Origin of the sequence: Streptomyces sp. NBC_00461 (genome assembly GCF_036013935.1) — a bacterium.
In the GTDB taxonomy this organism is placed as follows: Bacteria; Actinomycetota; Actinomycetes; order Streptomycetales; family Streptomycetaceae; genus Streptomyces.
On record NZ_CP107902.1, the window covers coordinates 2,185,190 to 2,208,182 of the forward strand.

Consider the following 22,993-nt stretch of genomic DNA (forward strand, 5'->3'; position numbering starts at 1 on the left):
ACAGACCGGCGAGAGAGCGAAAACGAATCGCTGGAAGACGGATCCCTTGAGACGAATCGCTGGAAACGAATCTCAAGAGGATCTCCAGAGGATCTCTAGAGGTCGACTTCCTGCATCAGCATCCCGACCTCGGTGTTGGACAACCGCCGCAGCCAGCCCGACTTCTGGTCGCCGAGGGTGATCGGCCCGAAGGCGACCCGCACCAGCTTGTCGACAGGGAAGCCGGCCTCGGCGAGCATCCGGCGGACGATGTGCTTGCGGCCCTCGTGCAGGGTGACCTCGACGAGGTAGTTCTTGCCGGTCTGCTCGACGACCCGGAAGTGGTCCGCCTTCGCGTACCCGTCCTCCAGCTGGATGCCGTCCTTGAGCCGCTTGCCCAGGTCGCGCGGGATCGGGCCCACGATGTGCGCGAGGTAGACCTTCTTCACGCCGTACTTGGGGTGGGTCAGCCGGTGCGCCAGCTCACCGTGGTTGGTGAGCAGGATGACACCCTCGGTCTCGGTGTCGAGCCGACCGACGTGGAAGAGCCGCGTCTCGCGGTTCGTCACGTAGTCGCCGAGGCACTGCCGGCCCTCGTTGTCCTCCATCGTCGAGACGACGCCGGCCGGCTTGTTCAGCGAGAAGAACTGGTACGACTGCGTCGCGACCGTCAGCCCGTCGACCTTGACCTCGTCCTTCTCCGGGTCGACGCGCTTGCCCTGCTCCAGGACGATCTCGCCGTTGACCTCGACCCGGGCCTGCTCGATCAGCTCCTCGCAGGCGCGCCGGGAGCCGTAGCCCGCGCGCGCGAGGATCTTCTGCAGCCGCTCGCCCTCCTGCTCGGCGCCCGGGAAGGTCTTCGGCGGCTTCACGTCCTTCTTGCCCGCGTACCGCTCGCGGTTGCGCTCCTCGGCCCGCGCCTCGTACTCGCGGGAGGTCGCCGGGACCGAACGGCCGCGCCCGGTGCCCTGGCCCTGCTTGGGCCCGCCCTTGGCACCTCCCCGTGCGGAGGCGCCGCGCCCGGACTTCGGTCCTTCGTGGGTGGCGCCGGGACCCACGTCGTAGCGGCGCTCCTCGGGACGGGGCTTGCCCGCGCGCTTCGGCCTGTCGTCGCGCCCGCCCCCGCCCTTCGGCTGGGAGCCGCCCCCACCGCTTCCGCGGGGGTTGCCGCGCCCGTTGTTCCTGCCACTGCCGCTGCCACTGCTTCGCATCAAAGTTCCGTCGTCGTCGTGTCGTCTGCATCTGCATCCGGTGCGTCCGGATCGAACGACGGGACCCCTTCCAGCGTCTCGGCCTCGATCGCCTCCGCCTCCGGGAGGAAGGGCGCGAGTTCCGGGAGCTCGTCCAGACCGCGCAGGCCCATCCGCTCCAGGAAGTAGTTCGTCGTCGTGTACAGGATCGCACCTGTTTCGGGTTCCGTGCCCGCCTCCTGGACCAGACCGCGTTGCAGGAGGGTGCGCATGACCCCGTCGCAGTTGACTCCTCGTACGGCCGAGACGCGGCTGCGGCTCACCGGCTGACGGTAGGCGACGACCGCCAGTGTCTCCAGTGCGGCCTGGGTGAGGCGGGCCTGCTGGCCGTCGAGTACGAAGCCCTCCACGGCGGCCGCGTACTCGGGGCGGGAGTAGAAACGCCAGCCGCCGGCGATGAGGCGCAGCTCGAAACCGCGGCCCTGGACGGTGTACTCGTCGGCGAGCTCCCGCAGCGCGTCCCCGATCTGCCGCTTGGGCCGCTGGAGGATCTTCGCGAGGTGCTCCTCGGTCGCCGGCTCGTCCACGACCATGAGGACGGCCTCCAGAGCGGGCTTGAGGTCGAGGTCGGCGACGGTGCGCAGCCCGGCCGGGACGTCGGTGGTCTCCTCGCTCACGCCTTCTCCTCCTCGCCTTCGCCCTTGCCGTCCTGACCGTCTGTGTCGCCCTTGCCGTCCTTGCCGCCCTTGGGCTCCTCGGGCGGTCGGTCGAACTCGTCCGTCACCCTGGGCGTCTCGTCGCCGTCCCCACCGGTCCAGCGCACGAACAGCTCGCCGAGAGCGGTCTCCTGGTCCAGCGCCACGGCCTTCTCGCGGTAGAGCTCCAGCAGCGCCAGGAAACGCGCCACGACGGTGAGCGTGTCCTCGGTGTCCTCGACCAGCACACGGAAGCTGGCCCGGCCGAGTTCCCTCAGCCGCGCCACCACGATCCCGGCCTGTTCCTGCACGCTGACCAGGGGCGCGTGGATGTGGTCGACGTACACCTGCGGCTTGGGCTTGGGCTGCATCGCCTTGACGGCGAGCTTCGCAAAGCCCTCCGCGCCGATGCTGATGACCACCTCGGGCAGCAGTTCGGCGTGGTGCGGTTCGAGGCCGACGGTACGCGGGTAGCGGCGGGCCTCCTCGTCGAGACGGCGGTTGAAGATGTCCGCGATCTGTTTGTACGCGCGGTACTGCAGCAGCCGTGCGAACAGCAGGTCGCGTGCTTCGAGGAGCGCGAGGTCGGCCTCGTCCTCCACCTCCGCGGAGGGCAGCAGCCGGGCGGCCTTGAGGTCGAGCAGTGTGGCCGCGACGACCAGGAACTCGGTCGTCTGGTCCAGATCCCAGTCCGGCCCCATCGCCCGGATGTGCGCCATGAACTCGTCGGTCACCTTGGACAGCGCGACCTCGGTGACGTCCAGCTTGTGCTTCGAGATCAGCTGGAGGAGCAGGTCGAAGGGGCCCTCGAAGTTGGCCAGCCGGACTTTGAAGACACCGTCGCCGGCTTCGTCGGGATCACGGAAAGCCTCTTCGGACGCCCCTCCCGCTGCTGGGGCCCCTACGCCGACACCGGAGTCGACGAAGCCCTCCGGGACCGCGGCCTGGGGCACGTGAAGCGACTCCGGCGCCACGGCCTCCGGCTCGAGAACCGCCTCCGGCACCGGCGCCACAGGTGTCGTCGGCCCGAGGACCGGCTCGGGGACGACTGTCTCTGCCTGCTCTGCTTGCGCCTCCGTCGGGGCCCGAGGTTCCGCGACGGGCGGCTCCATCGCGGGCGGTGCCGTGGGCTCGACCCGCGGAGCGCCCGCGGCGGGGCCCCTCCCCAGCGCACGCCGACGGCCGGCGGAGGCGCCGGGGGCGGGAACGTCGTTGGAGGTCATGGCCCCCGCAGGCTACCGCTACCGCCCGCGCAGTCGACGTACGAGAATGCTCGCGTCCCCGCGGGACTCCAGATCGGCCAGCACCACGGCGACCGCCTCGCGGACGATCCGCCCGCGGTCGATCGCCAGCCCGTGCTCGCCCCGGAGCACCAGGCGCGCGTGCTCCAGGTCCATGAGTTCCTCGGCGGACACATACACCGTGATCTTCTCGTCGTGCCGCTCGCGCCCGCTGGGCCGACGCGAGGGGCTCCGTCCGCGCTTGCGGGACTGGGCGTTGCCGGAGGCCGCGGCAGAACCTTCCTGCGCCCCCTGACGTCGCCCGGAGATCTCCCCGGTCGCAGCCCGGCTGCGGGACTCCCCGCCGTCGGCCGACTCCGACTCCGCGGCCGCATGCTCCGCCCCCTCGCCGTCGCCGCCCTGCACGGGCACCGACTGCGGGGCGTCCTCGGACGACGCGGCCGCGGCCCCGTCGCTCTCCCCCGCGGGAGCGGGCACACGGGCTTCGCCGTTGGCCCCCCGCCGCGGAGTGGACGGCTGGAGCGCCGTTCCCCCTGTCGTACGGAAGAGTTCGTCGGCACCCGGCAGACTCACTCGGCGTGACACCGGGCGAGCACCTCCCTGGCGAGCTGACGGTAGGCGGCGGCGCCGACGGAGTTGGAGGCGTACGTGGTGATCGGCTCACCGGCGACCGTGGTCTCCGGGAAGCGGACCGTGCGCCCGATGACCGTGTGGTAGACGTGGTCGTCGAACGCCTCGACGACACGCGCGAGCACCTCACGGCTGTGCACGGTGCGCGAGTCGTACATCGTGGCGAGGATGCCGTCCAGTTCCAGCTCGGGGTTGAGCCGCTCCTGGACCTTCTCGATGGTCTCCGTCAGCAGGGCGACACCTCGCAGCGCGAAGAACTCGCACTCGAGAGGCACTATCACCTTGTGCGCGGCCGTCAGCGCGTTGACGGTGAGCAGACCGAGCGAGGGCTGACAGTCGATCACGATGTAGTCGTAGTCGGCCAAGAGCGGCTTCAGGGCGCGCTGGAGCGTGGACTCGCGCGCGACCTCGCTCACCAGCTGCACCTCGGCGGCGGACAGGTCGATGTTGCTGGGCAGCAGGTCCATGTTCGGGACCGCCGTCTTCAGGAGCACCTCGTCGGCCGCCATGCCCCGCTCCATGAGCAGGTTGTAGACGGTGAGGTCGAGCTCCATCGGATTGACGCCGAGGCCCACCGACAGCGCGCCCTGCGGGTCGAAGTCCACGAGCAGCACGCGCCGGCCGTACTCCGCGAGCGCGGCACCCAGGTTGATGGTCGACGTCGTCTTGCCCACGCCGCCCTTCTGGTTGCACATCGCGATGATCTTCGCGGGGCCGTGGTCGGTCAGCGGGCCCGGGATCGGGAAGTACGGCAGCGGGCGCCCGGTCGGGCCGACACGCTCACGGCGCTGCCGGGCGGCGTCGGGCGCGAGCGTGGCCGCGTACTCGGGATCCGGCTCGTACTCCGCGTCGGGGTCGTAGAAGTGCCCTTCGGGCAGTTCGTCGTAGACGGCGAGGTGGTTGTGGGGCGCGCCACTTCCGTCGCCGGCCATGGCGTTCACGTGATGGCCATCCATGCTCTTGTGTGCTGTCCGGATCACCTGCGGACCCGGGCTCTGTCGGGCTGCGAAGGTACGCACAGCAACGGAGCCGACAGCCTCGAACCCCGCGGGACCCTGGTCCCGTACAGGCGTTCCTGGTTGACCACCCCCGGGAGAAAATGTCGACTCATTCACAAGTCGTCTTACCTCCTTGGTGACCAGGAAACTTCTAGACAGGTCGGCGTGACACCAAGCCGACGGTTGGCGACTCTATGGCGTGTCGGGCATCCGCAGCAACACAATCCGCCGGACCCGGCAGGATGTGTCGGCAATGAAACATCCCTCTGTCAAGGGCGTACGGCCGTCGCACGACAGGATTCACCGGTGTGCGAATCGACCAAAGGGTTACGTTCGAGGCGAGTTGGCCGAGAGCCGCAAAGTGACCATACACACATCCGGCCGGACCTTGTCGGGCAAGGTCCGGCCTGGTGCGCACGGTTGACGACCTGTGTTGACGTATCGCCTTTTACCGAATGGTGACTTAGCGGCTCGATGACGAACAGCCCGGTCGGGGTTCAGCCCAGGAGGGTCTCGAGCTCCACGTGCTCAAGGCCGTGCGCCTCCGCGACCTCGCGGTAAACGACCTTGCCGTCATGGGTGTTGAGGCCCTTGGCGAGCGCGGGGTCACGGCGCAGCGCCTCCACCCAGCCGCGGTCGGCGAGTTCGACGATGTAGGGCAGCGTGGCGTTGGTCAGTGCGTAGGTGGAGGTGTTGGGCACCGCGCCGGGCATGTTGGCGACGCAGTAGAAGACCGAGTTGTGGATCGTGAAGGTCGGCTCGGCGTGCGTGGTCGGACGGGAGTCCTCGAAGCAGCCGCCCTGGTCGATCGCGATGTCGACAAGGACACTCCCCGGCTTCATGCGGGAGACGAGCTCGTTGGTGACCAGCTTGGGGGCCTTCGCGCCCGGGATGAGGACGGCGCCGATGACGAGGTCGGCGTCCAGGACGGCCTTCTCCAGCTCGAAGGCGTTGGACATGATCGCCCGGACCTTGGTGCCGAAGACCTTGTCCGCCTCGCGGAGCTTGTTGATGTCGCGGTCGAGCAGCGTGACGTGGAAGCCCATGCCGACGGCGATCTGCGTCGCGTTCCAGCCGGAGACTCCGCCGCCGATGACGACGGCCTTCGCGGGCTGGGTGCCGGGGACGCCGCCGGGGAGCACGCCGCGGCCGCCGGCCGAGCGCATCAGGTGGTAGGCGCCGACCTGCGGGGCCAGCCGGCCCGCGACCTCGGACATCGGGGCGAGCAGCGGCAGCGCGCGGCTGGGCAGCTCGACGGTCTCGTAGGCGATCGCCGTGGTGCCGGACTCGATGAGCGCGTCGGTGCACTCCTTGGAGGCGGCCAGGTGCAGGTAGGTGAAGAGCGTCTGGTCCTTGCGGAGGCGGTGGTACTCCTCGGCGATGGGCTCCTTGACCTTCAGCAGCAGGTCGGCGGTGGCCCACACCTCGTCGGCGGTGCCCAGGATCCGGGCGCCGGCGGCGACGTACTCCTCGTCCGGGATCGAGGAGCCGATGCCGGCGCCCCGCTCGACGACGACCTGGTGGCCGTGGCGCACCAGCTCGTGCACACCGGCGGGGGTGATGGCCACCCGGAACTCGTTGTTCTTGACCTCGCGGGGGATGCCGACCTTCACGTGGATCACGGTCCTTGGCTCAGTGGATGTAGGGCAATACAACACATACCCAGGCATGCATGAGCACACCGGGAGACACCGCGGGAGAAGGTGCGGCAGAGCCAGTCTAATGAAGGCGTTCTCTCTGTCTAGCCTTTCATTGCATCAATCTTTGTCGGAAGCACTACGGATTTCGTAGGCGTTAACGTCCTGTTGCTGTGGATCAAGGGGTTCCAGCACCTGTTCTCCCTCGTCGCGCTCCTCCCCCAGCAGCCGCTCGGCCGTGCCCCGGTGCAGCTGAGCCGAGGCGGGATCGCCCAGGCGCTCCAGCGTGTCGGCGAGCCGCAGCTGCAGCGCCGCCTGCAGCCGTACGTCCTCGGCGCGCCGCGCCAGCTCCACCGCCTCATGGCAGGTGCGCAGCGACTCCTCGTGCCGTCCCGCGTACTCCTGGACCCGCGCGAGCTCGCTCAACGCCCGCGCGTGGGCGGCGACATCGCCGCTCTTGCGGTATCCGGCGACCGCCGCGCGCCAGCAGCGCAGCGCCTCCCCGTAGCGGCCCGCGTACGTGTGCGCGACGGCGATCCGGCCGTAGAGGCGGGCGGCGCCCGTGCGCTCGTCCCGAGCCAGGCGCTCGGCGAGGGCACGGCCGAACCAGTCGGCGGCCCGGTCGTAGTCCCCGACCTCCAGATGCGCACCGCCTACGGATTCCATCGCGCGACCGGTCGCATACGGGTCATTCGCCTGCCGTCCGGCGTCCAGCGCGGCCCGATACCGCACCAGTGCCTCCCCGGTACGGCCGGTCCGGGCGTCCAGGTCGCCCAGGTTCAGCAGGGCGGCGGCCTTCTCCCGGGGCAGTTTCCGCCGCTCGGCCACATCCAGGACGAGCCGGTGGATGCCGTACAGGTCGGGCGCGGCGGCCTGGGTGCCGAAGTGCGCGACCATGGCCTTGACCAGCTGGGACATCAGGCGGCGGGCGAGCGTGTCCAGCTCCCCGTCGGCGACGGCGAGCCGGGCCGCGGCCAGCAGGGCGGGCCTGCGCACGCGCAGCCAGTCCTCGGCCGCCCGCGGCGTGGGGAAGCGCAGGGAGCGCGGCATGTCCTGGAGCTTCTCGCGCGCCTCGGGGTCGTCCGTCTCGGTGATCGTCCGGCAAGACTGCAGCAACCGGACCGTCCGCTCCAGCATGCGGGCACGGGCCAGCTGCAGCTCACCGGGGCGGTCCTGGGTCTCGGTGAGCGCCTTCAGCAGGGGTTGCAGACAGCTCGGCACCTCGTACTGCGGCAGCGGCGAGTCCGCTGCCCGCAGCAGGCCGAGGCCGACGAAGTCGTCCAGTGCGGCGTGGGCGTCGTTCACGGAGCAGCCGGCGAGCGCGGACGCCGTGTGCGGGTCGACGAGGCCCGCCGGGGCGAGGGCGAGCAGTCGCAGTGTCCGGGCGGTCGGCGCGGGCAGCGAGCCGTGGACGAGCCCGAAGACCCGGCTGAGGGGCGTGCCCTCGTCACCCTCCGTGTGCAGCTGCTTGGCGAGGTCGGCGACCGCCGCCTTGGGGCGGGCGGCGAGCCAGCCGCCGGCCAGCACCAGCGCGGCGGGCTGGCCCTGGCACACCTCGACCAGACCCTCGGCGGCGCGGGGGTCGACGGTGATGCGGACCGAGCCGATGTACCGGGTGAGCAGCTCCAGGGCGGACTTGGTGTCGAGGCCGCCGAGGGTGCAGGGGCGGACGTCGGAGATGCCGGTGAGAGGACCCTCGGAGACGGCCACGACCAGGCACTCCGGCGTGTCCGGCAACAGGGCGTCGACCTGCTCGGCGTGCGCCGCGTCGTCGAGCAGGACCAGGGCCCGGCGATCGGCGAGGGCGGCGCGCAGCGCATCGGCCAGGTCGTCGTCGTCGGCTCCGGCGGGGGTGGGCAGCCGCAGGGCGGAGAGCAGTTCGCGGGCGGTGCGCTCGACGGGGACGGGCGTGCCGTCGTGTTCACTCAGACGGGCCCGGAGCACCCCGTCGTCGTAACGGTCTGCAACCTGTCGGACCAGTTCCTCGGCGAGTGCGGTGCGGCCGGATCCGGGTCGGCCGGCGATCAGCAGCACGCGCGCGCGGGGGGCCTTGCGGCCGGAGAGCGTGTCCAGGCCCGCGCGCTCGATATCGGCGCGCAGTTCCTTCAACTCCCTTGTACGGCCCAGGAACCGGCTCTCCTCAGCAGCGTGCCTCGACCGCCCTGCGCCGTCTGTGTCCACCGCCTGATCCGTCACGGGCCACGCTCCCGTCCCACCGCACGCGCAAGCCCGCCGGGACTCCGGTTCGGGCGTGCTCAGAGCCTAGTTCACGCTCTGCTACCTACCGGGCGGAGCGCGGCGGACACGTCCCTCGATCGGATCAGCCGATGGTCACACCGGTACGGGCGCGGGTGCGTTCAGGACTCGAAGGGACGCGCGGGCCACGGGGCCTCGGCCTGGCGCAGGGCGTCGAGCCCGTCCCCGTTCTGCGCGGCGATCAGCGAAAGGACGCCGACGACAAGGCAGTTGTTGTGCAGCTCGCCCGCGAGCACGCCTCGTACGAGCACGTCCAGGGGCACGCGCGCGAGCTCCATGTCGGCCTCTTCGTGCTCGACCTCGAAGCGCTCGCCCTCGGCCTCGGACAGGTCGCGGGCCAGGAAGATGCGCACGGCCTCGTCGCAGCCGCCGGGGGTGGTGTAGACGTCGGTCAGCACCCGCCAGTCCTCGGCCTTGACGTGGGCCTCCTCGTACAGCTCCCGCTGGGCGGCGTGCAGCGGGTTCTCGCCGGGCACGTCGAGCAGGCCGGCCGGGATCTCCCACAGCTTGTGGCGCACGGGGTGGCGGTACTGGCGGATGACCAGGACCCGCCCCGTGCCGTCGAGGGCGAGGACGGCGACCGAGCCGGGGTGGACCTGGTAGTCGCGGCGGGCCACATGCCCGTCGGGCATGACCACGTCGTCGGTGCGCACGGAGGTCTTGTTGCCCACGAAGGGGGTCTCCGTCGCCCGGATCTCCCACTCCTCGGGGGAGTCCTTGATCGTCATGCCCAGTCCTTCCGCACGCATTGAGACGACACGCCACACGAAGCCGGGGTGCTCACCTTTTGAATGCGAGCACCCCGGTCACCGTACAACTCTCGTGTCAGTTGGAATTCTTCCGCTCGACCGAGGCCTTCACCAGGCCCGCGAACAACGGGTGCGGCCGGGTCGGACGCGAGCGCAGCTCGGGGTGCGCCTGGGTCGCCACCAGGTAGGGGTGCGTCTCGCGCGGGTACTCCACGTACTCCACGAGCTTGCCGTCGGGCGACGTGCCGGAGAACAGGATTCCGGCCTTCTTCTCCAGTTCCCCGCGGTAGGCGTTGTTCACCTCGTAACGATGACGGTGGCGCTCCTCGACGTACTCCTTGCCGTCGTACACCTCGCGCACGATCGAGCCCTCGGCCAGCTTGGCCGGGTACATGCCCAGGCGCATCGTGCCGCCCATGTCGCCCTCGCCTGCGACGATGTCGAGCTGCTCGGCCATGGTCGAGATGACCGGGTGGCCGGTGGCGGAGTCGAACTCCGTGGAGTTGGCGTCCGGGATGTCGGCCAGGTTGCGCGCGGCCTCGATCACGATGCACTGCAGGCCGAGGCAGAGGCCGAGCAGCGGGATCTTGTTCTCGCGGGCGTACTTGATCGCACCGACCTTGCCGAGCACACCGCGGTCGCCGAAGCCGCCGGGGATGCAGATGCCGTCGACGTCGCCGAGCTGCGCCGCGGCACCGGCCGGGGTCTTGCAGTCGTCGGACGTGACCCACTTGATCTTCACGCGGGCCTTGTTGGCGAAGCCGCCCGCGCGCAGCGCCTCGGTGACCGAGAGGTAGGCGTCGGGCAGGTCGATGTACTTGCCGACCAGGGCGAGGGTGATCTCGTGATCGGGGTTGTGGACGCGGTCGAGCAGGTCGTCCCAGGTCCGCCAGTCCACGTCGCGGAACGGCAGGTCCAGCTTGCGGACGACGTAGGCGTCCAGGCCCTCGCCGTGCACGGTCTTCGGGATGTCGTAGATCGAGCGGGCGTCGGGGCAGGCGACCACGGCCGCCTCGTCGACGTCGCACATCAGCGAGATCTTGCGCTTGATCGCGGTCGGGACCTCGCGGTCGCAGCGCAGCACGATGGCGTCCGGCTGGATACCGATGTTCCGAAGGGCCGCAACCGAGTGCTGGGTCGGCTTCGTCTTCAGCTCTCCCGACGGGCCGATGTACGGCAGGAGCGAGATGTGGACGACGAAGACGTTGTCACGGCCGACCTCGTGACGGACCTGGCGGACCGTCTCCAGGAAGGGGAGCGACTCGATGTCGCCGACCGTGCCGCCGACCTCCGTGATGACGACGTCGACCTCGTCGGTCGCCATGCGGCGGATGCGGTGCTTGATCTCGTTGGTGATGTGCGGGATGACCTGCACGGTGTCGCCGAGGTACTCGCCGCGCCGCTCCTTGGCGATCACCGTCGAGTAGACCTGGCCCGTGGTGACATTGGCGGAGCCGTCCAAGTCGCGGTCGAGGAAGCGCTCGTAGTGTCCGATGTCCAGGTCGGTCTCGGCGCCGTCGTTGGTGACGAAGACCTCACCGTGCTGGAAGGGGTTCATCGTGCCCGGGTCGACGTTCAGGTACGGGTCGAGTTTCTGCATCACGACGCGCAGTCCCCGCGCCTTGAGCAGCATGCCGAGGCTGGAGGCGGTGAGGCCCTTGCCGAGCGAGGAGGCGACACCCCCGGTGACGAAGATGTGCTTGGTCGTCGTGGCTGTGCTGTTTCGGAAAGCAGCGGGCGGCATGGCCAAAGGGGGGCTCCCGTGGTCGCGGTCTGGGGTGCTGTGCGGCTGCCTACCGGAGATTTCCGGTGCTGCCGTCGCTGCGGTTCGGGGGTTTCGTGCCCACCGGTCCACGGGCTACCAGGGTATCAGCGCCCGGACGGCATGGCTTCCGGCCACGCTCCGCACACGAGTCACCACGGACGTGCACAGGCGCACATGTTTCTCACCCGTTGCTCACCCGTTCGGCCTATTCGGGTTGCCCGGAGCGGCACGCAGATCATCTACGTGCGTCGTATCCTGCTCGGACACTCGCTGCCGAGCCCGGCCGGCAACACGGCACCACCCCCGCCCGTACGCACCGGAACAACGAGAGCTCGTCAGTTCGTTGAGTAGAGATTGTCGTTTTGCCACACGGCTTGACGCCTGCTTTGCTTCACCGCTCAACGACGCATTACAACGACCCCTTGACCGCATCAGCGACAGCCCCCTTTGGGGGTGACGTGGCCGTTCGACTGGAGTTGCACGTGGCCGGGCGCATCGAAGACTACGCACTCATCGGAGACATGCAGACCGCTGCCTTGGTCTGCCGGGACGGCACGGTGGACTGGCTGTGCCTGCCCCGCTTCGACTCGCACGCCATCTTCGCCGGCCTGCTGGGCACCGAGGAACACGGCTTCTGGCGGCTCGGCCCCGCCCACGCGTCCGACGCGCAGCCGCCCACCGCGGCCCGGCGCAGCTATCGCGGCGACTCCCTGATCCTGGAATCCGAGTGGGACACCCCGCGCGGCACCGTCAGGGTGACCGATTTCATGCCCCCGCGTGACGGCGCCCCCCAGCTGATCCGCATCGTCGAGGGCGTCTCGGGCCGCGTGCCGATGCGCTCGGCCCTGCGGATGCGTTTCTCGTACGGCCGTGTGGTGCCGTGGGTGCACAAGCACGAGGGCCGTACGGTCGCCGTCGCCGGTCCGGACTCGGTGTGGTTCGACACGGAGGCCGAGACCTACGGAAAGTCGCTCACGACGTACGCGGACTTCACGGTCGCCCCGGGTGACCGGATCGCGTTCACCATCTCGTGGGAGCCCTCGCACAAGGAACCGCCCGCGCTGCCGGAGCCGGAGCAGTCGCTGCAGGCGACGGAGGAGTTCTGGCGCGAGTGGGTGGAGCACTGCACGTACCACGGTCCCTACCGCGAGGCCGTGATCCGCTCGCTGATCACGCTCAAGGCGCTCACCTACGGCCCGACCGGCGGCATCGTCGCCGCCCCCACCACCTCCCTCCCCGAGGACATCGGCGGCGTCCGCAACTGGGACTACCGCTACACCTGGCTGCGCGACGCTGCCATCACCCTCTCCTCACTGCTGCGCACCGGCTATCGCGAGGAGGCCCGCGCCTGGCGCGAGTGGCTCCTGCGGGCGGTGGCCGGCGACCCCGAGAACCTGCAGATCATGTACGGCATCGCAGGCGAGCGGGAGCTCGGTGAGGCGGAGCTGGACTGGCTGCCCGGGTACGAGAACTCGGCCCCGGTGCGCGTCGGCAACGGCGCGGCACACCAGCTCCAGCTGGATGTGTACGGCGAGGTCACCGAAGCCCTGCACCTCGGCCACATGACGGGCCTGGCCCGTAACGACTACGCCTCCCTGCTCCAGCTCAAGCTCATCCGCTACCTGGAGCGGCACTGGGACGAGCCGGACGAGGGCATCTGGGAGGTGCGCGGCCCGCGCCGGCACTTCGTGCACTCCAAGGTCATGGCGTGGGTCGCCGTGGACCGCACGATCAAGCTCATCGAGTCCGGTGACGCCGACGGCCCGCTGGAGCGGTGGCGCGAGCTGCGCGACGACATCCACCGGGACGTGTGCGAGAAGGGGTACGACAAGGAGCGCAACACCTTCACGCAGTCGTACGGCTCGAAGGAGCTGGACGCGTCGCTGCTGCTGATCCCGCAGATGGGCTTCCTGCCCCCGGACGACAAGCGGGTGATCGGCACCATCGAGGCGATCCAGCGCGAGCTGTCGACGCCGGACGGCTTCATCCTGCGCTACCCGACCGAGGGCGAGAGCGAGGGCGTCGACGGGCTCCCAGGCGACGAAGGTGCCTTCCTGGCCTGCTCGTTCTGGATGGCGGACGACCTGGCGATGATCGGCCGCGTGGACGAGGCCCGCAAGCTGTTCGAGAAGCTGCTCGCGCTCCGCAACGACCTGGGCCTGCTCGCCGAGGAGTGGGACCCCAAGCGCCGGCGCCAGGTCGGCAACTTCCCGCAGGCCTTCAGCCACGTCCCGCTGATCGACACGGCGCTGCGCCTGACGGCGTCGGGGGCCTACGGCGGCTGAACCTTACGGATCGGTGACCGACGGCGGCTGAACAGGACCGCCGGACCGGGCCCGCCTACGCTGGAGCCAACAGCCCCTGCACGGAAGGGGGCGGCCCATGGCTTCCCCATCGAAGGCGGGCGCGGCCGTCGCCGTGCTGCGCGAGGATCTGGTCGGCGACGTGTTCGCCCCAGGGGATCCGGGCTACGACGAGGCGCGGACCGTGTTCAACGCGATGATCGACCGGCATCCGGCCGTGATCGCGCAGTGCGTGGACGAGGCCGACGTCGTGCGGTCGGTGCGCTTCGCCCGTGAGCTGGACCTGCCGGTCGCGGTACGCGGGGGCGGGCACAGCGTGGCGGGCATGGCCCTGGGCGACGGCGCCCTCGTGGTCGATCTGCGCCACATGCGCACGGTCACCGTCGATCCGGTCGCCGAGGCGGTACGGATCGCGGGCGGGGCCACCATGAGCGAGCTGGACCGGGCCTGCCAGCCCCACGCGCTCGCCACGACCGGCGGCCGCGCGTCCACGACCGGTGTCGGCGGCTTCGTTCTGGGCGGTGGCTCGGGCTGGCTGGACCGCTGCTGCGGACTCGCCGTCGACAACCTCCTCGGCGTCGAACTGGTCACCGCGGACGGCGAGCTGATCCATGCGAACGCCGACGACAACCCCGATCTGTTCTGGGCCCTGCACGGTGGTGGCGGCAACTTCGGCATCGCCACCGCGCTCACCCTGAAACTGCATGAACTGCCCGAGTTCTCCATCGCGTTCGTGCTGTATCTGCCGGAGTTCGGGCAGGAGGTCACGCGCACCTACCGGGATGTGATCACGGCCGGCCCGGACGAGGCGAGCGGCGCCGTCATCTACGTCACCGGCCCGCCCGAGGAGTTCGTCCCGCCGCACCTGGTCGGCTCGCTGCTGTGCGGGGCGCTGCTGACCTACGCCGGCGCCGAGGCGGACCTGCTGAAGCTGGCCGAGCCGCTGCTGGCACTGCCACACGAGTCGGAGATCGTCGGGGCGATGCCGTACGCCGATGTCCAGTGCATGCTCGACGATCCGCCGGGGATGCGGAACTACTGGTCGGCGGAGTATCTGACCGGCGCTCCGGACGACCTGGTGGACGCGTTCTGCGCCAGTGGTCTGGCCGTGCCCGTGCCGACGGGCACGCTGCACGCGCTGTTCCCGCAGGGCGGCGCGATCGGCACCGGCCCGCACGAGTACCCGGTGCCCTACCGGGACGCGCCGTGGGCCGTGCACCCCTTCGGGCTGTGGGAGGACCCGGCGGACGACGAGCGGTGCATCCAGTGGGTCCGGGACGTACGGGCGGGCGTGCAGCCGTGGAGCACGGGCGCGGTCTACCTCAACTTCATCGGGGACGAGGGCACCGACCGGGTCGTGGCGGGCCTCGGCACCGAGAACGCGCGCAGGCTCGCGGACGTGAAGCGGTCGTACGACCCCGACAACGTGTTCCGCTTCAACCACAACATCAAGCCGTCCTGAGAGCCTCCAGCGCCCCCAGCGTGTGCTCCCCCGCCGGATCGGCCGCCGTGGCCGGCACGAAGGAGTCCCAGGTCGGCCCCTCCCCGGCCCACACCTCCCGGTATCCGAGCCGGTCTGCGACCACCGCCACCCGCAGCGGCTCGTCCACCGCGCAGCCGTCCTCCCGCCCGGAGATGTCCCACAGGCGCGGGCGCGGGTAGCGTCCGGCTCATGGACAGCAGTACGGACAGCGGCGCGGGCAGCAGATTCGACACCCAGGGCGCGGGGATCACCGTTCAGCGGGCGCTGGAGCTGCCCGGCCTGCGCAGCGGGCTGCCGGAGGTCCTCGCGGGCGCCGACCGGCTGCAGCGCACCGTGCGCTGGGTGCACGCGGGTGAGGTGCCGAACATCGCCTCGCTGCTGAAGGGCGGCGAACTGCTGCTGACCACGGGGTACGGCCTCGGGACCCGGCCGGCCGACCAGCGGGCGTTCGTCCGCACCCTGGCCGAGCGGGGCATCGCGGCCCTCGTCGTGGAACTCGGCCCGCGCTTCACGCGCCTGCCCGCCGCGCTCGTCGACACGGCCCGCTCGGCGGGGCTCCCGCTGGTCCAGCTGCACCGCGAGGTGCCCTTCGTGGCGGTCACAGAGGAGGTCCACACCGAGATCGTCAACGGCCACTACGCGCTGCTGCAGCAGGCGGAGGAGGTGCACCGCCGGTGTACCGAGGCCCTGCTCGGCGGCGGCGGGGTGCCCCAGGTGCTGGGCATCCTGGCCGACTTCAGCGGCAACCCGGTCTTCCTGGAGACCACGGACGGGCAGCTGCTGTACGCGGCCGGCGCCGGTCCCGAGGGGGCCGACCCGCTCCAGGTGTGGGAGGGGCTGCGCGGCCAGCACAAGGACGCCCCGCCGCCGTCGGGGTCGGCCCTCGTGGACGTTCCCGGGGGCGGAGCGGGATCGGGGTCGGTACGGGCACGCCTGGTCCTCCTCCCCGTACGGGCCCCGCTGGCCCCGGTGCACCGGATCGCGGCCGAACGGGCCGCCGGCATCCTGGCCGTGGTCCTGATGCAGGCGCGCCAGGAGGAGGAGCTGGCGGCGCGGGGCCGCGGTGACTTCCTCACGGATCTCGCCGAGGGCCGTATCGCCGCGCAGGACGCGCCCGCGCAGGCGCGCGTGCTGGGCTTCAAGCCCGGCAACGGTCCGCTGTTGCCGGTCGTGATGCGGCTGGGCGACACCGTGTCGCCGGGCGGGGGCTGGGCGGTGCTGGCGCGCGCGGTCGCGGAGGAGCTGGCCTCGGTGGGGGTTCCGGTCCTGCTGGGTGTACGACCTGTCGAGGGTCGGGTCCCGGTGCTGCTGGGCCTGCGTTCGGAGTCGGAGCGGTCTGCGGTCGCGGACCGGGTCGCGGCGGCGCTGCGGGCGGGTGTGGAGCGGGCCGGGATGCAGCGGCCCGGGGCGCAGCCGCCGGTGGTGGTCGTCGGGGTGGCGGGCGGCTGGGCGGCGGCGTCGGCGGGAATGCGGCACGCGGCGGAGACGGCGACGGCGGCGCAGGGCCTGTCGGACCGGGCGTGGTACGACGCCCGCCGCCTGGACATCGACCTGCTCCTGTGGCGTCTGCGTGACCATCCGGACCTGGCTGCCTTCGTGGACCGTGCGATCGGCCCGCTGCGCGACCACGACAACCGCTCCCGGCCGCCCCTTCTGCCCACCCTGGAGACGTACTTGGCGCACGCGGGCCGCAAGGCGGAGACGGCCCGCGAGCTCCATCTCAACCGGCAGACCCTCTACAACCGCCTCGCCCGGATCGGCGAGTTGCTCGGCACGGACCTCGACGATCCGCAGACGGTGCTGGCGTTGAGCCTGGCTCTGCGCGCGCGCCGGCACGTCTCCTAGACGAACGGCCGGTGCTGGGTCAACTCGTCGTAGACGCTCAGCACTTGGGCCACGGTCTCGTCCTCGCTCGGCCAGGTCGCGACCTGCCGGGTGCCCTTCTCCCTGAGCAGCTCACGGCGTTCCGGATCCCCGAGGAGACCGGCGACGGCGTCGGCGAGGGCCTCCGCGTCGCCGTACGGGACGAGTTCGGCTGCGTCGCCGACGAGTTCGGGGATGCCGCCGACGCGGGTCGCGACGAGCGGCACGCGCGCGTGGAGGGCTTCCTGCGCGAGCACGGAACGCGATTCCCAACTGCTGGGCAGCAGCGCGAGCTCGGCCGCCGCGAGCAGGTCGGTGATGTCGTCACGCCGCCCGATGAGCCGGACCGGCAGCCCTTCGTCCTCGATACGGCGCTGCAGATCGGCGCGCAACGGGCCCTCCCCCGCGATCACCACGAGGGGGACGGGGTCGAGGCATCGCCACGTACGCGTGGCGTCCAGCAGGGTGTCGTAACCGCGTTGCCGGTCGAGCGAGCCGACGGCCATCAGCAACGGGCGTCCGGTGGAGCCGAGTTCGGCCCGGATCTTGGAACCGATCCGCTCGGGGTCCTCCTGCTCGGCGGACCTGCGCGGTCCCGGCATCGCGACGGCGGCGAGCCGTGCGTCGCGTGCTCCGGTCCGGCGGGCCCGGTCCACGAGGTCGGAGGTGGTGCCGAGGACCACCGTGGCGGCCTTCACCACCCTCCGCTCCAGCAGACGCAGCAGATGCGCCCGCGCGCCCTCGACCTGCGCGCGGTTGTGCCAGGTGACGACGAGCGGGGTCCGCCGCCCGCTGAGAGCGAGCACGGCGCGGAAGGAGGCGTGCAGCCCGTGCGCGTGCACGAGGTCGGCGTCCTTGCAGGCCTCCCGCAGGGCGGCCACGGATCCCGGATCGCTGCTGCGCGGCACGTGCACGTGTTCGGCGCCGGTTCCCGTGAAGTCGTAGGTGCGATCGGCCTCGTCGGGGGCGCACACGGTGACCCGCACGCCCCGCGCGACAAGCCCCGAAGCCAGCGAACGCACATGTGCGCTGCTGCCGGCGTTGCCGCCGCCCAGCACCTGCACGGTGCGCAGCGACGACTGGCCGTGCGGTGAGTGGCTGCTCACGGGGCTCACGTGGCCGGGGCTCCTGGTTCGGCGTCGGGCGGTCACGAAGAAAGTACAGAAGGATCGAGCGGAGGGGGTGAACCGCGCGCTTTCCTCCACGTACTACGCCAAGGATGCCAGCACGCACGGGTGTTCCGACAACGTGGAGGCGGCGCGGGGGCGGCAGGGCGGTGGGGTTGGTCACTCACACGAGTGAGAAGGCGCGGTTTCTGTGCGGGACGGGGCTGCTGAATGCCTTCAAGGCCCGCCGGCCGTGACACCTCTCACGAGAACCGTCACCACGCCTTCGCCGCCTCGCTCACCTGGTCGCCGTACGCCGCCGCGGCCACGAGGGCGGCGGCGTGGGCGAGGAGGCCGGCGCGTCCGTTGCCCGCGACGACGGCGGCGCCGAGCGCCGCGCCGAGCGCGTGTGCGCCCGTGTCACCCAGCATCGCGCGTTCGCCGAGGTCGTCGGGCAGGACGGCCGCGGCGGCGCCCATCGCGGCGGCCGCCAGTTCCGCGCCGGCGCCCGGGCGCAGCAGCCCGGGTGCCCCGAGTGCGACCACCGCTCCGGCGGCCCTGCCCGGTCGCAGGTCCACGAGGTTCACGAAGTGGGCCGCTCCGGCGATCACGACGCCCGCCAGCACCTTGTCGACGGCCCGTTCCTTGAGCAGCGCACCGGCGACGAGCCCCGCCGCGGAGATCCCGAACAGCTTGACCGCCCCGCTGGTGACCTCGCCGTCCCGGAGCGCGAGGAGGTGGTCCCGGAACCCGCGGCGCGGGTCACCGGCCCCGGCGACGTCGTCGTAGGCCCCGCAGACCCCGGCCACGAGCACCGCGAACCCCGCGGCGGGCCGGACCCGCCCGGCCCCGACAGCGGCCGCCGCGGCGACGGCGGGCCCGGCGTACAACTCGACGGTCCGCCCTGCGTAGTTCGTCCGCTCCCAACGCCCGCGGCCCCCTGGAGCCTTGGCCCGCAGTCCGGCGATCCCGGCACGGGCGAGGGAGGCGGCGAGTCCGAACGAACGGGTTCTGCGTGCACGGTTGACCATCCGGCCACCTTACGAGTCGACGCCCCCGCGCATACTGCCCGCGCTAGCCGTCCGCCCGAGCCGTGGCCAGCAGCTCCTCCGCGTGCGCGCGGGCCGTCTCCGAGTCCTCCTGGCCGGCCAGCATCCGCGACAGCTCCCGCACGCGCTCCTCGCCCTCAAGGACCTTCACGCCGGACCGCGTCACGGACCCGTCGTTCGTCTTCTCGACCAGCAGCTGCCGGTCGGCGAACGCGGCCACCTGCGGAAGGTGGGTGACGACCACGACCTGCGCGGACTTGGCGAGCTTGGCAAGCCGGCGCCCGATCTCGACCGCCGCCTTGCCGCCGACGCCGGCGTCGACCTCGTCGAAGAGATACGTCGGCACGGGATCCGTCCCCGCGAACACGACCTCCACGGCGAGCATCACGCGCGACAGCTCACCACCGGACGCGCCCTTGGCGATGGGCCGCGGCGGCGCCCCCGGGTGGGGGGCCAGCAGCAGTTCGACCTCGTCGGCACCTGACGGCCCGTAGGCGACAGTACGACCGCCGACCTCCACGCCCTCCGGATCCTCGGTCTGCCGGATCTCGAACGACACGCGCGCGTGGGGCATGGCCAGCGAGGCGAGTTCCGCGGTCACGGCGGCCGCGAAGCGCTCCGCCGCCTCCGCCCGCGCATCCGTCAACGCCTGTGCCAGTCCGCCCAGTTCGGTCCGCAACGCGTCGCGCTCGGCGGTCAGCTCGTCGATCCGCTCGTCGTCACCGTCCAGCTCCGTCAGCCGCGTGGCACTCTGCTCGGCCCATGCCAGCACCGAGGCGACGTCCTCGCCGTACTTCCGCGTCAGCGCCCCGAGCGCGGCCCGTCGTTCCTCAACCGCCGCCAGCCGCAGGGGATCCGCGTCCAGATCGTCGGCGTACCCCGCCAACTCCCCTGCCACGTCGCCCAGCAGGATCCCGATCTCCCCGATCCGGTCGGCGAGCGCGGCCAGCGACGGGTCGTGCGACCGTACGGCGTCCAGCGCGCGCTGGGCCCCCGCGACGAGCGTGGCGGCGTCGATGCCCTCGGGGTCCTCGGGGTTGCCCGCGAGCGCCGCGTGGGCGGCCGTGGCGGCGGACGACAGTGCCTCCGCGTGCCCGAGCCGCTCCGCCTCCTCCGCCAGTTCGACGTCCTCCCCGGTGCGCGGCTCGACACCCGCGATCTCGTCGAGCCCGTAGCGCAGCATGTCGGCCTCCTGGACCCGCTCACGCGCGCGCGTGACGATCTCCTCCAGCTCGACGGAGACGGCCCGCAGCCGCCGGTAGGCCTCGCCGTACTTCGCGAGCGGCCCGGCGACGGCGTCCCCGGCGTACCGGTCGAGCGCCTGCCGCTGCCGGGACAGCTTGAGCAGCCCCTGCTGATCGGTCTGCCCGTGCACCGCCACGAGGTCGTCGGCGAGGTCGGCGAGCAGCCCGACCGGCACGCTGCGCCCGCCCACATGCGCCCGGGACCGCCCTTCGGCGGAAACGGTACGGCTGATGAGCAGCGCCCCGTCGTCGAGCTCGGCCCCGGCCTCCTCGGCGCGCAGGACGGCCGAGGCGCCCGGGGGAACGGTGATCCGCCCCTCCACGACCGCTTTCCCGGCCCCGATCCGCACGAGCGCCGGGTCCGCCCGCCCACCCAGCAGCAGCCCGAGGCTGGTGACCACCATGGTCTTGCCCGCACCCGTCTCACCGGTGACGGCAGTGAACCCGGGCGACAGCTCGACGACCGCGTCGTCGATGACTCCGAGCGACCGTATCCGCATCTCTTCCAGCACGGCTACGACCTTACGAGGTCGGCACCGGGGAGTGCGACGGCCCCCGGGCTCCTTGTGTGAAGGTGCAGGTGACGAATGTGCATCGACGGCACATTGTCACTCGGGCGAGTGCAAGGCTCCTGGCTTTCAGGGGCGGGGCTGTATCGACGTGCGGCTCCGCCGCGTGGGCGCGACGAGCCACGACGCACCCGCGGCCGCGCAACAAGCCCCGCCACCCCCTACAGAGCGCTAATGCGGCGCCCCTCGCCACCCGGACACCGGCAACGCGAACTTCGCCACAAGCCGGTCGGTGAAGGACGCATGGTGCAACCGAGCCAACCGCACCGGCACAGCGCCCCGCCGCACCTCGACCCTGGCCCCCGGCGGCAGCTCGACCGTGCGCCGTCCGTCGCACCACAGGACACCCGGCGGAATGTGCGGCAGGACCTCCACCGCGAGTACGGAGTCCGGCGACGTCACCAACGGTTTCGCGAACAGCGCGTGCGCCGAGATCGGCACCATCAGCAACGCCTCGACCTCGGGCCACACCACGGGCCCGCCCGCGGAGAACGCGTAGGCCGTGGACCCGGTCGGCGTGGACAGGACGATCCCGTCGCAGCCGAACCCGGTGACCGGCCGTCCGTCGATCTCCAGGACGACTTCGAGGAGCTTCTCGGCGGACACCTTCTGCACGGCGGCCTCGTTCAGCGCCCAGTCCGTGTGCACGATGTCGCCGTTGCGGTGAACGACGACGTCGACGGTCATCCGCTCCTCGACCTCGTACGCCTTCGTCACCACCCGGTCGACGACCTTGTCGAGGTCGTCCCGCTCGGCCTCCGCGAGGAAACCGACGCGCCCGAGGTTGACGCCGAGCATCGGCACCCCGGAGGCCCGGGCGAACTCGGCGCCGCGCAGCAGCGTCCCGTCACCGCCCAGCACGATGAGCAGCTCGCACCCGTCGAGGCACTGCGGGGTGGCCTCCTTGACCAGCTCCACCTCCTCGGGCAGCGGCAGATCGGCGGCCTCGTACTCCAGGACGCGCACGCCGATGCCCTCGCGAAGCAGCCCCTTCACCACCAGCTCGGCACTGCGGATGGCCGCCGGCCGACCCGTGTGGGCGAGCAGGAAAACAGTACGAGCTCGGTTCTGTGTCAACGCGGCCCCTCCGCCACTGCACGGTCAACATCGGACGGGTCCAGTTCGGGTGCCCCGGCCCGCAGCCACAGAAAATACTCGACATTCCCGGATGGTCCGGGCAACGGACTGGCGGTGACACCCTTCACCCCGAGCCCGAGTTCCCACGCCTTGTGGGCCACACCCCGCACGGCCTCCGCCCGCAGCTGCGAACTCCGTACGACTCCCCCGCTCCCCAGTCGTTCCTTCCCCACCTCGAACTGCGGCTTGACCATCATCACCAGGTCGGCGTCCGGCTTCACGCACCGCACCAGAGCGGGCAGAACCAGCCCGAGCGGGATGAAGGACAGATCCCCCACGACAAGATCCACAGGCTCCCCATCGATCTCTTCAAGCGTCAACTCGCGTACGTTCGTACGGTCCTTGACGGTGACGCGTTCATCGCTGCGAAGAGTCCAGGCGAGTTGTCCGTATCCGACGTCGACGGCGACGACGTGCACGACCCCCGAGCGGAGCAGGACATCCGTGAAGCCGCCGGTGGAGGCGCCGGCGTCAAGCGCCCGCCGTCCCTCCACGACGAGCCCCTGCGGTACGAACGCCTGCAGCGCACCCGCAAGCTTGTGCCCGCCCCGGGACACGTAGTCGGGATCGCTGCCGTCGGCCGTGACCACGATCGCCGCCGCGGTCTCCACCTGCGTGGCGGACTTGGTCGCGACGGTCTTGCCGACGGTGACCCGTCCGGCCGCGATCAGCTGGCCGGCATGCTCACGCGAGCGCGCGAGCTTCCGGCGGACCAGCTCCGCGTCCAGCCGACGGCGTGCCACTCCTGCCACGTTCGGTTCAGCTCCTCTTTCCGTACGAGGGTGAAGGCGCCCTCGTGTCATACGTCGGTGAGGGCGCCGGAGGTCCCGGGCGGGCGTCGAGCGCGGTGAGCGCGTCGCGCAGCCCCCGGTGTACATCCTCGTACACCTCGAGATGTCCGTCGGTGGCGAGGTGGTCGGCGTCGGTGAGCCGCTCCAGCTGGGCGTCCACGTCGGCGTTGCCGGTGGGGGTCCGGGGCACGTTCAGCGGGGCGGAGGCGGCAGGGTCGTACGCGGGTTCGACCACCGGCTCCTGGGGTGCCTCGCTCTCCGGCACTGTGTCGCTCATGCCCAGACGCTACCCCGAAGCCCTGGGGTAC

General features: G+C 71.3%; 19 protein-coding genes. 3 read left to right on the top strand and 16 right to left on the bottom strand.

Annotated elements, in window-relative coordinates:
- Window positions 1–95 precede the first annotated feature (95 nt).
- The 9 genes from OG870_RS10445 to OG870_RS10485 all read right to left on the bottom strand — a co-directional run bounded on the left by OG870_RS10445 (window position 96) and on the right by OG870_RS10485 (window position 11,119).
- A complete protein-coding gene (locus tag OG870_RS10445) occupies window positions 96–1,190 on the bottom strand; it encodes a pseudouridine synthase (protein WP_266511697.1) in 1,095 nt (364 codons plus the stop codon).
- A complete protein-coding gene (gene scpB, locus OG870_RS10450) occupies window positions 1,190–1,846 on the bottom strand; it encodes an SMC-Scp complex subunit ScpB (protein WP_266511700.1) in 657 nt (218 codons plus the stop codon). Before scpB ends, OG870_RS10445 begins: the two co-directional genes overlap by 1 nt.
- Window positions 1,843–3,087: a segregation and condensation protein A gene (locus OG870_RS10455; protein WP_327690826.1), complete on the bottom strand. Its 1,245-nt coding sequence runs from the start codon at window positions 3,085–3,087 to the stop codon at window positions 1,843–1,845. Before OG870_RS10455 ends, scpB begins: the two co-directional genes overlap by 4 nt.
- 18 nt (window positions 3,088–3,105) lie before the next feature.
- Window positions 3,106–3,690: a hypothetical protein gene (locus OG870_RS10460; protein ID WP_266585653.1), complete on the bottom strand. Its 585-nt coding sequence runs from the start codon at window positions 3,688–3,690 to the stop codon at window positions 3,106–3,108.
- Window positions 3,675–4,850: a ParA family protein gene (locus tag OG870_RS10465; RefSeq protein ID WP_266511709.1), complete on the bottom strand. Its 1,176-nt coding sequence runs from the start codon at window positions 4,848–4,850 to the stop codon at window positions 3,675–3,677. Before OG870_RS10465 ends, OG870_RS10460 begins: the two co-directional genes overlap by 16 nt.
- 380 nt (window positions 4,851–5,230) lie before the next feature.
- On the bottom strand, window positions 5,231–6,346 hold the full coding sequence (gene ald / locus OG870_RS10470) for an alanine dehydrogenase (protein WP_266585652.1): 1,116 nt from the start codon (window positions 6,344–6,346) through the stop codon (window positions 5,231–5,233).
- Window positions 6,347–6,490: 144 nt separating this feature from the next.
- Complete coding sequence (locus OG870_RS10475; RefSeq protein ID WP_327690827.1) at window positions 6,491–8,566, bottom strand: tetratricopeptide repeat protein; 2,076 nt, start codon at window positions 8,564–8,566, stop codon at window positions 6,491–6,493.
- Window positions 8,567–8,727: 161 nt separating this feature from the next.
- Window positions 8,728–9,354 (bottom strand): NUDIX domain-containing protein, encoded by a 627-nt coding sequence (locus OG870_RS10480; protein WP_266585650.1) that lies wholly within the window; start codon window positions 9,352–9,354, stop codon window positions 8,728–8,730.
- Window positions 9,355–9,451: 97 nt separating this feature from the next.
- The gene (locus tag OG870_RS10485) at window positions 9,452–11,119 is read right to left on the bottom strand and encodes a CTP synthase (RefSeq protein WP_266585649.1); all 1,668 of its coding nucleotides are present in this window, start codon (window positions 11,117–11,119) and stop codon (window positions 9,452–9,454) included.
- Between the two features lie 503 nt (window positions 11,120–11,622).
- Between OG870_RS10485 and OG870_RS10490 the strand changes: the two genes are divergently transcribed.
- On the top strand, window positions 11,623–13,425 hold the full coding sequence (locus tag OG870_RS10490) for a glycoside hydrolase family 15 protein (protein ID WP_266841256.1): 1,803 nt from the start codon (window positions 11,623–11,625) through the stop codon (window positions 13,423–13,425).
- A 97-nt stretch (window positions 13,426–13,522) separates the two neighbouring features.
- A complete protein-coding gene (locus tag OG870_RS10495; RefSeq protein ID WP_266511723.1) occupies window positions 13,523–14,905 on the top strand; it encodes an FAD-binding oxidoreductase in 1,383 nt (460 codons plus the stop codon).
- Here the strand turns inward: OG870_RS10495 and OG870_RS10500 are convergent.
- The gene (locus OG870_RS10500) at window positions 14,892–15,053 is read right to left on the bottom strand and encodes a hypothetical protein (protein ID WP_266511726.1); all 162 of its coding nucleotides are present in this window, start codon (window positions 15,051–15,053) and stop codon (window positions 14,892–14,894) included. The two genes, OG870_RS10495 and OG870_RS10500, sit on opposite strands and share 14 nt — an antisense overlap.
- Window positions 15,054–15,115: 62 nt before the next feature.
- Here OG870_RS10500 and OG870_RS10505 point away from each other — a divergent pair, with 62 nt between their 5' ends.
- Window positions 15,116–16,771, top strand: a complete 1,656-nt coding sequence (locus OG870_RS10505) for a PucR family transcriptional regulator (RefSeq protein WP_266511729.1) — start codon at window positions 15,116–15,118, stop codon at window positions 16,769–16,771.
- Here the strand turns inward: OG870_RS10505 and OG870_RS10510 are convergent.
- From OG870_RS10510 to OG870_RS10535, 6 genes are all read right to left on the bottom strand, one after another.
- Complete coding sequence (locus OG870_RS10510) at window positions 16,768–17,904, bottom strand: glycosyltransferase family 4 protein (protein ID WP_266511732.1); 1,137 nt, start codon at window positions 17,902–17,904, stop codon at window positions 16,768–16,770. The genes OG870_RS10505 and OG870_RS10510 overlap by 4 nt on opposite strands.
- Before the next feature lie 266 nt (window positions 17,905–18,170).
- The gene (locus OG870_RS10515) at window positions 18,171–18,926 is read right to left on the bottom strand and encodes a hypothetical protein (RefSeq protein ID WP_266841253.1); all 756 of its coding nucleotides are present in this window, start codon (window positions 18,924–18,926) and stop codon (window positions 18,171–18,173) included.
- A 43-nt stretch (window positions 18,927–18,969) separates the two neighbouring features.
- Window positions 18,970–20,688 (bottom strand): DNA repair protein RecN, encoded by a 1,719-nt coding sequence (recN, locus tag OG870_RS10520; protein ID WP_266588487.1) that lies wholly within the window; start codon window positions 20,686–20,688, stop codon window positions 18,970–18,972.
- A 240-nt stretch (window positions 20,689–20,928) separates the two neighbouring features.
- Window positions 20,929–21,834, bottom strand: a complete 906-nt coding sequence (locus tag OG870_RS10525; protein ID WP_266511738.1) for an NAD kinase — start codon at window positions 21,832–21,834, stop codon at window positions 20,929–20,931.
- Entirely contained in the window at window positions 21,831–22,646 is an 816-nt protein-coding gene (locus OG870_RS10530) for a TlyA family RNA methyltransferase (protein ID WP_266511741.1), read from the bottom strand. Before OG870_RS10530 ends, OG870_RS10525 begins: the two co-directional genes overlap by 4 nt.
- 7 nt (window positions 22,647–22,653) lie before the next feature.
- Window positions 22,654–22,962 (bottom strand): hypothetical protein, encoded by a 309-nt coding sequence (locus OG870_RS10535; RefSeq protein ID WP_266585646.1) that lies wholly within the window; start codon window positions 22,960–22,962, stop codon window positions 22,654–22,656.
- Window positions 22,963–22,993: the final 31 nt, after the last annotated feature.